At 48.7% G+C, this 13,793-nt stretch carries 15 protein-coding genes; all 15 read right to left on the bottom strand.

Annotated features, from left to right (window positions below):
- Positions 1-66: 66 nt before the first annotated feature.
- Entirely contained in the window at positions 67-546 is a 480-nt protein-coding gene (gene greA / locus MKY95_RS00385; RefSeq protein ID WP_036606099.1) for a transcription elongation factor GreA, read from the bottom strand.
- A 251-nt stretch (positions 547-797) separates the two neighbouring features.
- A complete protein-coding gene (gene dusB, locus MKY95_RS00380; protein ID WP_047844501.1) occupies positions 798-1,817 on the bottom strand; it encodes a tRNA dihydrouridine synthase DusB in 1,020 nt (339 codons plus the stop codon).
- Between the two features lie 96 nt (positions 1,818-1,913).
- Positions 1,914-2,108, bottom strand: a complete 195-nt coding sequence (locus MKY95_RS00375; protein ID WP_036668438.1) for a helix-turn-helix transcriptional regulator — start codon at positions 2,106-2,108, stop codon at positions 1,914-1,916.
- Positions 2,069-2,617 (bottom strand): 2-amino-4-hydroxy-6-hydroxymethyldihydropteridine diphosphokinase, encoded by a 549-nt coding sequence (gene folK / locus MKY95_RS00370; protein WP_315372210.1) that lies wholly within the window; start codon positions 2,615-2,617, stop codon positions 2,069-2,071. Before folK ends, MKY95_RS00375 begins: the two co-directional genes overlap by 40 nt.
- Positions 2,618-2,626: 9 nt before the next feature.
- Positions 2,627-2,989: a dihydroneopterin aldolase gene (gene folB, locus MKY95_RS00365; protein ID WP_036606103.1), complete on the bottom strand. Its 363-nt coding sequence runs from the start codon at positions 2,987-2,989 to the stop codon at positions 2,627-2,629.
- 117 nt (positions 2,990-3,106) lie between these two features.
- Positions 3,107-3,970: a dihydropteroate synthase gene (gene folP, locus MKY95_RS00360; RefSeq protein WP_076254631.1), complete on the bottom strand. Its 864-nt coding sequence runs from the start codon at positions 3,968-3,970 to the stop codon at positions 3,107-3,109.
- Positions 3,967-4,851, bottom strand: coding sequence for an aminotransferase class IV (locus tag MKY95_RS00355; RefSeq protein WP_339196334.1), 885 nt, complete (start codon positions 4,849-4,851; stop codon positions 3,967-3,969). The genes folP and MKY95_RS00355 overlap by 4 nt, the downstream gene beginning before the upstream one ends.
- Before the next feature lies 1 nt (position 4,852).
- Entirely contained in the window at positions 4,853-5,428 is a 576-nt protein-coding gene (pabA, locus tag MKY95_RS00350) for an aminodeoxychorismate/anthranilate synthase component II (protein ID WP_036606106.1), read from the bottom strand.
- 60 nt (positions 5,429-5,488) lie between these two features.
- Entirely contained in the window at positions 5,489-7,102 is a 1,614-nt protein-coding gene (locus MKY95_RS00345) for an anthranilate synthase component I family protein (RefSeq protein WP_339196331.1), read from the bottom strand.
- A gap of 140 nt (positions 7,103-7,242) precedes the next feature.
- Complete coding sequence (gene cysK, locus MKY95_RS00340) at positions 7,243-8,181, bottom strand: cysteine synthase A (protein ID WP_036606108.1); 939 nt, start codon at positions 8,179-8,181, stop codon at positions 7,243-7,245.
- Between the two features lie 345 nt (positions 8,182-8,526).
- Positions 8,527-9,477: a peptidyl-prolyl cis-trans isomerase gene (locus MKY95_RS00335; RefSeq protein ID WP_339196328.1), complete on the bottom strand. Its 951-nt coding sequence runs from the start codon at positions 9,475-9,477 to the stop codon at positions 8,527-8,529.
- 23 nt (positions 9,478-9,500) lie between these two features.
- Positions 9,501-10,421: an Hsp33 family molecular chaperone HslO gene (hslO, locus tag MKY95_RS00330; protein WP_047844508.1), complete on the bottom strand. Its 921-nt coding sequence runs from the start codon at positions 10,419-10,421 to the stop codon at positions 9,501-9,503.
- Positions 10,422-10,494: 73 nt separating this feature from the next.
- Positions 10,495-11,265: a type III pantothenate kinase gene (locus tag MKY95_RS00325; RefSeq protein ID WP_339196325.1), complete on the bottom strand. Its 771-nt coding sequence runs from the start codon at positions 11,263-11,265 to the stop codon at positions 10,495-10,497.
- Between the two features lie 6 nt (positions 11,266-11,271).
- On the bottom strand, positions 11,272-12,138 hold the full coding sequence (gene nadC / locus MKY95_RS00320; protein WP_047844509.1) for a carboxylating nicotinate-nucleotide diphosphorylase: 867 nt from the start codon (positions 12,136-12,138) through the stop codon (positions 11,272-11,274).
- Entirely contained in the window at positions 12,135-13,775 is a 1,641-nt protein-coding gene (gene nadB, locus MKY95_RS00315) for an L-aspartate oxidase (protein WP_339199878.1), read from the bottom strand. Before nadB ends, nadC begins: the two co-directional genes overlap by 4 nt.
- Between the last annotated feature and the right edge of the window lie 18 nt (positions 13,776-13,793).

Genomic DNA, 13,793 nt, shown 5'->3' with positions numbered 1-13,793 from the left:
TTTCCTCTAATGTTGAAAAAGCTTCCCTAAGGAAGCTTTTGTTTACCGTGCCCAACTGCTTCGTTGCTATAGCTTTTTAATGTCCATAATTTTATATTGAATTACGCCAGCAGGCACACTTACATCAACAACTGTACCTTTTTTCTTGCCGAGAATCGCTTTACCTACAGGGCTCTCGTTCGATATCTTGTTCTGAAGCGGGTCTGCCTCAGCAGTACCTACAATTGTATATTCCGTGATGTCGCCAAACTCCAGATCTTCTACAGTGACGGTTGCACCCACGCTTACGGCATCGGTATCGATCTCGTCGCTGTTAATAATCCGCGCGTTACGAAGCAATTTCTCCAACGTGATTACACGTCCTTCGATGAAAGCTTGCTCATTCTTCGCGTCTTCGTATTCAGAGTTTTCACTGATATCTCCATACCCGATGGCTACCTTAATCCGTTCAGCCACTTCGCGGCGCTTCACTGATTTCAATGTTTCCAATTCTTCTTCCAGCTTCTTGAGTCCTTCTGGTGTAAGGATAACTTCCTTGTCGCTCATCTCAACCGATTCTCCTGTCATGGGAATAAATTTGATTGTACGGCAACGGAATCAGTGCTTGTTACAGAGCTCCGCTCGCATACATCTTCAAAACTATATGAAGTTCTCCAGAGGAATAGAATATTCCTCCTGATGCTATATCCTTATTAACGCACATGGCGAATTTATACTGAGAAATTATAGGGGAACGATCTCGAAAAGTCAATGTTACGTCCCCTATAGGTGTAAACGTTTTACAGATGCGTTTATAATTACGATGCATTTCCGGTGATTACCGGTTCTGACTCCAAATTACCTTCGCTTTTCAGCTGACTCACAAAGTTCTCCAGAATCTGTACCATCTCGTCCCGCTTGGTTCCTTCCATAATAACATCCTTGATGCGGGCAGATCCTTTCAGGCCTTTCAAATACCAAGCCAGATGTTTGCGCATCTCGCGTACGGCAACTGTCTCATTCTTCAATGCGATCAGGCGATCCATATGCAGGATGGCAACACGGATCTTCTCTTCGCCATTCGGGTCAGGAAGCAATTCCCCCGTGCTTAAGTATTGAATGGTACGATACAGCATCCATGGGTTACCCAGGGCAGCACGACCGATCATAACTCCGTCACAACCCGTTTCATCCAGCATACGGCGTGCATCCTCTGGTGTATGGACATCACCATTGCCGATCACTGGGATAGAGACAGCTTCTTTTACATCTTTGATGTGTGACCAGTCAGCTGTGCCTGTATAGAGTTGCTCACGCGTGCGGCCGTGTACACTTACCGCCTGTCCGCCAGCACGTTCAACCGCGAGCGCATTCTCCACCGCGAAGATATGCTCGTTATCCCAGCCGATACGCATCTTGACCGTCACCGGCTTCTCCACCGCGTCCACGACAGCGGATACCATCTCATAGATTTTGTTCGGATCAAGCAACCAACGTGCACCGGCATCACATTTTGTTACCTTTGGCACAGGGCATCCCATGTTAATATCGATGATGTCTGCATTGGTTTCTTTGTCCACGATTTTGGCTGCTTCTACAAGGGAATCACGATCTCCCCCAAAAATCTGAAGGCTCAGCGGTTTCTCACGCTCATCTACAAACAACATCTCACGCGTACGCTGGTTGCCATGGACAATGGCTTTGCCACTCACCATCTCCGCGCATACGAGGCCTGTTCCGAATTCTTTTGCGATCAAACGAAAAGCCGGATTACATACGCCAGCCATCGGCGCAAGTACGACCTGGTTTTTCATTTCAATGCCACCAATGTTAAGCACGGTAGTCGTTCCACTCCTTTTTTAATTCTGTATATATCACGATATAAAATTCGATCAGTGTCTTGGTTGTTGTAACATGACGAAACCGAAACGGTCCTAGTTGCCCCGCAACTCCTCGATACTGATTGCCAGCACACCAGCAATTCGATCGAGCTCTTGCTGTGATACCTTACGGTTTCCCCGTTCAATGGTTCCCAGAATGGCCAGCGAGATGCCGGTCTCAGCCGCAAGTTCATGTTGTGTTAAACCTTTCAGCTTCCGGAATGCCCGGATTCGGTTGGCCAATTGCATGTTTTCCAAAGCTGTATTCCATCCTTTCCATCCAGTACAGACAACGATGAGTGTACAAAGGTATACAAACCTGAAATCTCGCCCTCCGGTACGATATCCGACAGTGGGACCAGCACAAAAGCCCGTTCTCCCATACGAGGATGAGGCAATTGAAGCAATTCGGTATCTCGCGTCTCACCTTGCATCCAGAGCAGATCCAGATCAACGGTGCGCGGTCCCCAGCGAATATCACGAACACGGCCAAGCCGATTCTCGATATCCAGTAATTCCGTGAGCAACTGCTCTGGTGTCAGCATCACCTGTACGGCGACTGCCATATTCAGAAATGCAGGCTGATCTACATATCCTACAGGCTCCGTCTCATATAGTGCAGAACAACGCAGAACGGATATATGAGGGTGTTCATCCAGCAAAGACAATGCTTCAAACAGCGTCTGTTCCCGGTCACCCAAATTGGCCCCTAAAGCAATATAAGCCTCTGAAGATTCAGAGGTCGAATGTGCAATCATGATCGGTTCTCACTTTCTTGTGCGGCGAAGCTCTACCGTTACGCCCTCAAAATGAATATCAAATGGCGGATGTGGCTTCGTCACCTTGACTGTCAATGCATTGATAATAGTATAAGTGTCTAGTAAAGAAGATGCAATATGTTCGCCCAAAGCTTCAATTAACTGGAATGATTTATTCTCTACAATCTGTTTCACCAGCTCATGGATCTCCGCATAATTAATCGTTTTGGTCAGATCATCGTTACGTCCGGCCTCACCCAGGTCCATATCAATCTCCAGATCAATATAGTACCGCTGCCCAAGCTTCCGTTCTTCTGCAAAAACACCATGATATCCGTAATACTCCATACGATGCAATACCATTCTATCCATACGATCCGCCTGCCCTCTATATATATTGAAATTTTAATCTATTTGAAGTTATGCCTTAGCTTCGCCTTTGAAAAACGCTGCGCTTCCACTGGACGGGTCACCAGGGACCCGCCAGCATTATTTCCTCCGTATACCCGGAGAAGCATACAACATGGCATCACACATGTCTGCCGTCCGCCGAATCGGTTTCACATCATGAACCCGAACCATCTGGCAGCCTTGGGCAATGCCAAATGCAACGGTCGCAGCCGTTCCTTCCAACGCATCATCCGCCCCGACATCCAGAGTGTTCTGGATGAATCTTTTGCGTGAGGTGGCTAGCAGAACGGGATACCCCATTTCATTGAGCAAACCGAGCGATGACATGAGCTTCAGATTTTCTCCGAGATCCTTCACAAAACCAATGCCCGGGTCCAGGATAATCTGGTCTGCTTTCACGCCGGCTGTTAATGCAATGTGTATGCTCTCCTGCAAATCGCTCACGACATCACTCAGATAATCAGTATAGTTTCGCTCCTGCCGATTATGCATCAGAATGATGGGACACCCCAGCTCTGCTGCCGTGCGGGCCATATCTGCATCTGCCTTGGCACCCCACACATCATTAATAATATGGGCACCGGCTAGAATAGCCTGACGTGCAACATCGGCCTTATACGTGTCTACCGATATCGGAATGTGCGGAGCTTGCTGATGCAATGCTTCAATAACCGGAATAATCCTGCTGAGCTCTTCATCGGCGCCCACGACATCTGAACCTGGGCGGGTGGACTCCCCGCCGATATCAATCAGGTCCGCACCGTCCTCCATCATCTGTTTGGCATGAGCAACCGCCCGCTCCACGTTGGTATAACGTCCACCATCCGAGAATGAGTCAGGCGTGACGTTAAGAATGCCCATAATCTGTGTTCTTGTACCCAGCTTCAATTCAGCTGGCCCCCATGCATAGTTCCGTTCATAAATGACAGGTGTAAGTGTCATGAAGTATACCCCGCTTTCTGCCGGTACATACCCAGAAGGACTGCTGTAACCGGGCCAATATGTCCGTTGCTAATTATCGTTTCGGCTCCGTCCTGATCCCGCAGAGTTGTCACCGGAACCAGTTCAGCCACCGAGCCTGTTAGAAATATTTCATCTGCTTGCAGGATATCCTCCCAGGCAGCTAACGTTTCTATACAGGGGATTCCTTGCTGCGAGGCAATTTCCAGTACCAAAGCTCTCGTGATACCCGGCAGAATGCCGGTTGAGAGTGCTGGCGTGTAGAGCACATTTTCCCGTACCCAAAACACATTGCTGACAATACCCTCAGCGACATGCCCATCACGGGTTAATTGTAGCCCTTCTGCACCCTGCACATACTGCCCGTATCCATTAAGCTCCCGTTTCGCCAGAATGCTGTTCATATAATGCAGCGACTTGAACCGAACTTCTCCTTCGGGCGTGTTGCGAGGTGTAGACAAACGTTGGAGCATTTTGCCGCTCTCATATAAAGAGGGAGAAGGTTCAGGTAATGCTTTTGCCAGTAAAATATGATTCGGCTTCGAATAATCACCAGAAGGTAAGCCTAGCGGTGCTTCACCGGCTGATACCGTGTATCGCACATACGCCTCCCGAAGTCCGTTCGCATCCATCAAACGTTGAATCCAATCAGTCACCTCTGCTGCGGTCGTTGTAAAAGGAATGCCAAGTTCCTTACACCCCGAGGCCATGCGCTCCAGATGCCGTTCCAAAAGATATGGGACACCTTGATACGTCCGGAACGTCTCAAACAGTCCAAGTCCGTACAAAAAGCCGTGATCCGTTACAGGAACCACGGCCGCCGCCATATTGACCAACTCTCCGTTTATCGCGGCATATTGCATGTTAAACCTTCACTTGTTGGGACAAAAAGTTACGAAGCATCTGATGACCATGGTCTGTAATAATGGATTCCGGGTGGAATTGAACCCCTTCAATCGCATATTCTTTGTGGCGCAAACCCATAATCTCACCTTCAGCTGTCTCCGCTGTAATCTCCAGGCAGTCAGGCAAGCTGCTGCGCTCGACAATCAGGGAGTGGTAACGGGTAGCTGTGAATGGAGATGGCAATCCGGCAAAGACCGATGTCCCATTGTGGTGCATCTCGGATGTTTTGCCGTGCATCATGCGCTCCGCACGAATGACATTGCCACCAAACGCTTGTCCAATGGACTGATGCCCCAGGCACACACCAAAGATCGGAATGCTTCCCTTGAAATGATCGATGACTGCCAGACTAATGCCCGCTTCATTCGGTGTACACGGGCCCGGAGAGATCAGAATATGATCAGGTGCCAGTGCCTCTATGCCTGCCAGATCAATCTCGTCGTTGCGGCGAACTTCCACCGTCTCGCCCAGTTCACCCAGATATTGAACCAGGTTGTACGTGAAGGAATCGTAATTATCGATAACCAGTATCATATGCCTGCTCCTCCTCATCATCCGTCAACACAAGTGACGGTTGCTTCGTTTTATTTTAATTTAATTTAGTTTAACAGCTTCTGTTCGCTCCGCTTGTTCTTGTTCAATAGCTCTGCTTGCTTCCGCCTCTTCGCTGTAATTCACAGCTCTCATCATGGCTCTTGCCTTGTTGCGGCATTCCTTGTATTCCCGATATGGATCGGAATCAATAACAATCCCTGCCCCGGCCTGTACATAACCAATACCGTCCTTAATGGCAAGTGTACGAATGACGATGTTCAATTCCATATTCCCACTGTAATCCATCCACCCGATGGAACCCGTATAAGGCCCACGCCGCACAGGCTCAAGTTCCTCGATAATCTCCATGGTGCGGACTTTTGGGGCTCCTGTAATCGTTCCACCCGGGAATGTCGCAGCGATCACATCAAATACGGATAACCCTTCTGCCAGCCTGCCTTCCACCTGGGAAACGAGATGCATGACATGGGAATACTTCTCGATGGTCATCAATTCAGGCGCATGAACCGAACCGTAGGCTGCAATCCGTCCGATATCATTCCGTTCCAGATCAACGAGCATAATATGCTCCGCCCGTTCCTTCTCACTGCTGAGCAATTCATCCGCCATAGCTTTGTCCTCTGCTTCATCCCGGCCCCTTCTTCGGGTCCCTGCGATGGGACGTGCACTGACTTTGCCATTCTCCACTTTGACCAGAAGCTCGGGAGATCCGCTTACCAATTGAAAGTCTGGACTACGCAGCATTCCCATATACGGTGATGGATTCACAAGGCGCAGCCATTCATAAATATGCTCAGCGCTCGAATGAAGCCGCTTTTCCTGTCTCAAGGACAGGTTCACCTGGAACACATCGCCCTGCCTGATATATTCCTGTACCGTACGCACAGCTTGTTCAAAGTCCTCCTGGGGAAAGGAGGTTTCCCATCCTTCCGATTCCCTTTCCGCATCTTCAGGCTGCGGTGTACGATTGACCTGCTTGTTGCGGCGTTCCAGTGCCTGTTGTTGTTCCTCAGCCTGTGCAGCCCCCATAATATGAAGCCAACGTTTCTGCATCGCTGTCGCTCGTGCTTCTGCCGCTGAATATAGACTACGGATATCCGTTTCGTTCCGGTTAGGCTCTATAGCCAGATGAACCATGCAGAAAAGTGCCTGCTGCTCATGGTCATACGCCCATATTTCTTCAAAGCGCATCCACCAATAATCCGGTAGAGCCGGATTATCTTCAGCCAAGACTGGAAGCTTCTCCAATGATCTTGCTACATCGTAGCTGAGATAACCTGCGTATCCACCCCCAAAGTCTGGAGCCCCATTAACCTTAGGTGCGTTATATGGGGCAGTCCATCTCTTCAATACATCAAGCGGCTTGCCGCTGTCCGTCAAGGTGGTTCCTTGCGTCACATCATGAATAACCGCTTCTTGACCTTTACCGGAAATTACGGATACGGGGTCTAACCCCAGAAATGTATATCTCCCGCCTTTGCCATTCTCCAGCACAATTGCGTATGGTGACGCCTGCTCCCAAGCTGCCTCCCACGATAACGGTAAACCGCCATGATACGGTCCCTCATCCGACTTCGTGATATAGGGCATCATGGTCCAGCCTTGTTCAGCCCACTCCATCCAGTCGGCGTATGTTGTCATCAGGTGTGTCATTGCGGTGTGCCGCCCTCCATCTGTCGCTAGTTCTATTGTCTGATAGTATACTAAAGCGCCGCCCCTTTTAAAAGCATTACGCCAAAAATCCTCCATACCCGTCATACGGGCAAGGAGGATTGGTTTTGTCATTTGTAGACTTAGCCTTCGAAGTTGTAAAGAGGTGTGCTGAGGTAACGTTCGCCGTTACTTGGCACGATTACGACAACGCGCTTGCCTTCACCCAACTGTTTCGCTACCTGAAGACCTGCACGGATCGCCGCACCTGAAGAAATACCGGACAGAATACCTTCTTCCTTCGCTACCTGACGAGCCGTCTCGAATGCATCATCATTCTCAATGTGAATGATCTCATCATAGATTTCCTGATCCAGAATCTCAGGGATAAAGTTGGCACCAATCCCCTGGATCTTATGTGGTCCAGGTTTGCCGCCCGCCAGAATTGGCGAAGCTGCTGGCTCAACTGCAACAATTTTAATACCAGAGAAAGCTTCTTTCAGCACTTCCCCTACACCTGTAATTGTTCCGCCTGTACCAATTCCCGCAACGAAAGCATCCAACGTACCACCCACAGATTGAATTGCTTCAACAATCTCAGGGCCAGTCGTTTCACGGTGGATCTTCACGTTGGCTTTATTTTTAAATTGCTCAGCCATGAAATAGGAAGGGTTTTCTTTCAGCAGTTCTTCGGCTTTTTTAACAGCACCATTCATACCTTCAGCTCCAGGTGTAAGCACAAGCTCAGCACCATACGCACGAAGCAAGTTGCGACGCTCCAAGCTCATCGTCTCAGGCATTACAATAACGGACTTGTAGCCTTTGGCTGCAGCCACCATCGCGAGTCCAATTCCCGTGTTACCACTTGTTGCTTCAATAATGGTATCACCTGGTTTTAGCTTGCCTTCTTTTTCCGCTTCTTCCACAATGCTAATTGCGATACGGTCTTTCACGCTTGAACCTGGATTCTGGTACTCCAGCTTCACGAATACTTCAGCACTGCCTTCAGGTACGATACGGTTCAGACGAACAAGCGGAGTACCTCCGATGAGTTCTGTTACGTTATTAACTACTTTAGCCATATGAATGCCCTCCTTAGTGGATGAATAAAACTTGAGTCCTGTTAACCTATACTGTGCGGCCGGTAGCCTCTAGCTGTTATAGAAGAACTGCGGAAATCCTGTTGATCCTATCCCTTACTGCTAAGATTTCTAGACAGGGCGGAGGTTTCCGAAAGTTTCTTTGTTCATAAATAAATCTTTTATATCCGAGTAAACGAGTAGGTATTTATTATTTTCATCTTATCAACGTTAACCCTTATTGTCAATATGAGTACTTAAAAAAAATACTCTGCCTTTGGCCCTAAGACCGCAGACAGAGTATTTTTATCAAGATGCAGCAGCAAGAGGAAGTCTTTTCCATTGAATTCAGGAGGCAGGAATCTCGGACAGAATTACGGCTTCATACTTGTTACGCAGCATTTGCTCTACCTGCGGCAACGGATCAGCCTGACTCAGAGCCAGTTGCATTCGAATCTCCTCATGGACCTCTTCGGCCGATTGCACCTGGCGTTCTTCTTTATCATTAAGTCTGATAATAACATAACCTTCTTCCACTCGAACCGGTCCGGCAATATCGCCTACATCCAGCCCGGCAGCAAGTTGAAGGATTTCTTCTGACTGGAATGGATCATTCCGCTCAATCCATCCCAGCCTGCCACCAGCATCACGAGAGAAGCTGTCTGTCGATTGCTTGCGAGCAGCTTCTTCAAAGTCCTCCCCCTTCTCCAACGCATCCAGTAAGGAATCGGCTTCATCTTCTTCCTTCACTACGATGATGGACAAGTCATATTTCTCGGGGGAAACGTAATCCTCACGGTGTTCAGTCCAGTAATGCTCAATATCTGCATCCTTGATCTGTATACCGATCGTTGCGATTTTCTCAAGCAGCAGCCTGTAGCCGGCTTCCAATTCAAGTTCCTGTTTTGACAGGCCCAATTGAGACTTCATCTCGTCAAAATATGATTTCTCTGAATCGTACCCATCCATCGCGGCGCCAAGTTCTCTTGCAATCTCTTGGGGAGTGACGATCAGCTTGCGTTCAATTGCTTCGGCATATACTGCTTTACGGTTTAACATCTGGAGTAATAACTCACTGCCGTAACGTCGTTTCAGCGCATCGGTCCACTCTTTGTCCGTGATAACTTCTCCGTTGATCGTCGCTACGGTGCTTCCTTCTTCCGTATTGGCATCATGGGATGCATCTGCCTCGTCTTTGCCCTGTCTGAGACCATGCATAGCCATCACACTACCCATGACCAGCATACCTAGCGTCAAGACAATTACAGCCGTCCACAACCCTTTTTCCTGTCTTGTCATTCCGCATCCCGTCCCCGCATAGATCAGTTCTTGGCTTGCTCTAGGATGGTCTCAAGTTGTTCTTTGTTAAAGTCATAGGCTTCATTACAGAATTGGCAGACCACTTCAGCCTGGCCCTCTTCTTCAATTAATTGCTCCATCTCCGTTTGGCCCAGGCTGATTAGTGTCTTCTCTACCCGCTCACGTGAACACTCACAGCTAAAATGAATATCCAATCCTTCCATCACTTGTACATCTGGCAATAATCGGCGAAGCAACTCTTCCAATTCAAGTCCCTGCTCCAGCAACGTCGTCACTGGCGGCAACGTACTAATGGCGTTTTCGATCGCCGTGATCTCTGGATCTGTCAATCCCGGCAACAGCTGCATAATGAATCCACCTGAGACAATAACGGAATTATCCGTATCAACGAGCACACCAACGCCTACAGCAGAAGGTGTTTGCTCCGATTGCGCAAAGTAGTACGTGAAGTCTTCGCCCAGTTCTCCTGAAATAATAGGCACACTGCCACGATATGGTTCTTTCAGTCCCAAATCCTTCGTTATGTTGATAAAACCTTCCGTTCCAACCGCGCCTGCAACGTCCAGTTTCCCCACACTATTGCTTGGCAAATGTACATGCGGATTAGAAACATATCCTCGTACTTCGCCTTTCGCATTGGCATCAGCTACAATCTGTCCAATGGGCCCATCACCGTTGACTTGTACCGTTAACTTCTCTTCACCTTTGAGCATTGCACCCATAATGGCTGCTGTTGTAACCGTACGCCCCATGGCAGCTGTAGCCGTGGGAAACGTATCGTGTCTTCTGCGTAGTTCCTCAACCAGTTCCGTAGTCTGGATAGCAAAGGCTCTTACCTTTCCATTCATTGCTGTACCACGAATTAACCGGTCATGCTTGTTGTTGTTTTCCAAGTCATTCAGCCTCCTTTGGCGTATCGCCATAATAGTCGTAACACAGAAAAAACGGCACAACACTTAAGCTGTAATCTCAGCCCGCTGTATGCCGTCACTATGCTCACCTTTCCCGGTTCCGCTCATATATAATACGCAGCCCTTCAAGCGTAAGCAGCGGATCAACTTCCTCTATACTACGGGTTTCTTCTGCGATAAGTGTAGCGAGACCACCCGTCGCGATAACTCGGGGCTTCGCTCCCATCTCCTCGCGAATACGTTCTACAATACCATCTACCTGCCCTGCATAGCCATATATAATACCTGCTTGCATGGCATGAATAGTATTACGGCCAATAACCTTTTTAGGTTTCTCCAGCTCTATACGAGGCAACTTGGATGCCCGCTCATAGAGCGCTTCAGTGGCGATCTGAATGCCAGGTACAATAGCTCCCCCCAGATAGTGGCCTTTCTCGTCAATACAGTCAAAAGTCGTTGCGGTACCGAAATCGACCACGACGAGAGGGCCGCCATACTTCTCAACGGCTGCCACTGCATTAACAATACGATCTGCCCCCACTTCACGAGGGTTCTCGTATCGCAGATTCAAGCCAGTTTTAATACCAGGCCCAACGAGCAAAGCTTTTTTGCCTACATACTTCTCACACATCTCTTCAATTACATTCACCAGTGGCGGAACCACAGATGAGATGATGACACCTTCGATGTCACTTGCCCTGATGCCGGACATATGAAATAAATTATAAATCAATACGCCGTATTCATCCACTGTTGACTGACGTGATGTACTCAGACGAAAGTGGTGCAGCAATTCCCGGCCTTGATATACGCCGAGCACCATATTGCTGTTCCCCACGTCTACAACTAGAATCAAAGAGGTTCACCCCTCTTTCTTTTCATTTAAATCCAGACTAATATCCAGGCTCTCAAAGGAATAGGTTAACCTGCCAACCGAAATTACATCCACACCACTCTCTGCAATACCACGAATGGTCTGAAGAGACACGTTACCGGATGCTTCAACCTTCACATGAGGAGCCTGTTCACGAATAAGTTCAACCGCTTCACGCATCCGCTCTGGATGCATGTTATCCAGCATAATGATATCTGCCCCGGCTTGCAAGGCTTCTCTCACCTGCTCCAAATTTTCAGTCTCCACTTCAATCGTCATCGTATGTGGGATAACGGTTCGCGCACGCTGTACCGCCTCGGTGATTCCGCCTGCACCCTTGATGTGGTTATCCTTAATCATAACGGCATCGTACAGTCCAAATCGATGATTCGCTCCGCCACCCACGCGCACCGCGTATTTCTCAAGTAGTCGGTGGCCCGGCGTTGTCTTACGTGTATCCACGAGCCTGGTCTCAAGACCATCCAGCACATCCACGTAGGCACGCGTACGCGTAGCTATTCCGGACATACGTTGCAGCAAGTTAAGTGCCAGTCGTTCCCCCGTAAGCAGTGAATGTGTACTTCCCTCTACCTCGGCCAAAATCGTGCCATGGGTGACCTGGTCTCCGTCTGTTACCTTCGGTGTAAATACAAGATCAGGATCAACGACTTGAAATACAAGTTCAGCTACGATCATGCCTGCAATAATACCATTGTCTTTGGCGTGTATAATGGCCTTGGATTGGTTGCCTGCCGGGATCGTCACACTTGTTGTAACGTCACCTGCACCAACATCTTCACGAAGCCAGTTTTTGATCGATTCGATAAGCCCTTCATTATATCCATTCAGTATCATGACATCAATTCCTCCACAATCGCTTGTTCTCGCTGTTGCAGACTATGCTTCTGCCACACGATATCATCACGCGCCGGGAAATCCTCACGATAGTGAGCCCCCCGACTCTCCTCGCGATGTAATGCTCCGCTGGTAACTAACCAGGCACAGGTCAGAAGGTTGGCATACTCCAGCTCTTCCTTATGAGTGAGTGTCTGATCAAAAAATTGCAATTCCTGTTGCAGCTTGTCCATAGCCTTCTGCAGGTCCTCACCATTCCGGCGCAAGCCGACCTGACGAACCATCATTTTCTGTAGTCGTAAACGTCTTTCGGATACCGGCTTTTGCTCTTCCGTGATCTTGTTGATCTTTTTATTCATGTCCACAGATGAAGGCGTAGCCCCTCTTGCTTGTAATAAACCAAGCGGAGGGAGAGATTGAATACGATCAACAATTCTCCGCCCAAATACAATCGCTTCTGATAATGAGTTGCTTGCCAGGCGGTTAGCTCCATGCACTCCTGTAGAAGACACCTCGCCACAAGCAAACAATCGGGAGATACTGCTCTCTCCACTTAAATCCGTTTTCACTCCACCCATCATGTAATGGGCAGCAGGTGCAACGGGAATCCAGTCCGTTGTCATGTCCAATCCATAACGCATACAAGTCTCATATATGGTAGGGAACCGATGCTTGATCATCTCTGGCTGTTCATGTGTAATGTCCAAGTACACAAAGGTACTGTTGGTGGACTCCATCTCACTAACAATCGCTCGTGCCACGATATCGCGTGGAGCCAGTTCAAGCTGGGCATGATAACGATCCATGAAGCGCTCGCCCTTCACATTGCGCAAATATGCCCCTTCACCGCGTACGGCTTCTGACACAAGGAAACGCGGGGCTCCCGGGTAACATAGAGAGGTGGGGTGGAATTGGATAAATTCCATGTCACGAACAATAGCCCCAGCCCGATAGGCCATGGCTACACCATCGGCAGTAGCTACATCCGGATTCGTCGTGTATCGGTACAGTTGTCCTGCCCCACCAGAGCAAAGAACAGTTGCCTGTGCCTTCACGAACACTTGCGATCCGTCATCCTTCTGAACCAGAGCGCCAATGCATTCCCCTCGATCTCGATCTGTAATCAGGTCAACAACAAAATGCTCATCCCATACTTCAATCCCGGGATGTTCATTCACTTCAACAGCAAGCGCACGTACAATCTCATATCCTGTTGCATCTCCGTTGGCATGCAAAATACGGCGGTGGCTATGCGCACCTTCCTGCGTCAACGCCAACTCGCCGTTCTCCAGATCAAATAAAGTACCCAAACGAATCAGTTCCTTCACTCCGTCCGGCCCCTCATTCACCAATACCTCTACCGCTTCGGAGCGGCATAAGCCCGCTCCTGCTACAAGTGTGTCCTGCAAGTGGTAAGCAGGTGAATCATCCTCAGCAATAACCGCAGCAATGCCTCCCTGCGCATATCTGGTGTTACTTTCAAGTAATGACTTCTTCGTGATCATTAATACACGTTGTTGTTCACTTGCCTTAATGGCAGTAAACAAACCAGCAATCCCTGAGCCTATAACCAGTACATCCGTCTCTACCATGGGTAGCGCAGACAGATCAAAATCAACTAAATATTGCGGTATCATGTTATTCACCTGTCTTGG

It is taken from the genome of Paenibacillus sp. FSL P4-0176 (genome assembly GCF_037975265.1).
GTDB lineage: Bacteria > Bacillota > Bacilli > Paenibacillales > Paenibacillaceae > Paenibacillus > Paenibacillus amylolyticus.
This window is presented reverse-complemented; position numbering and strand designations above follow the sequence as displayed.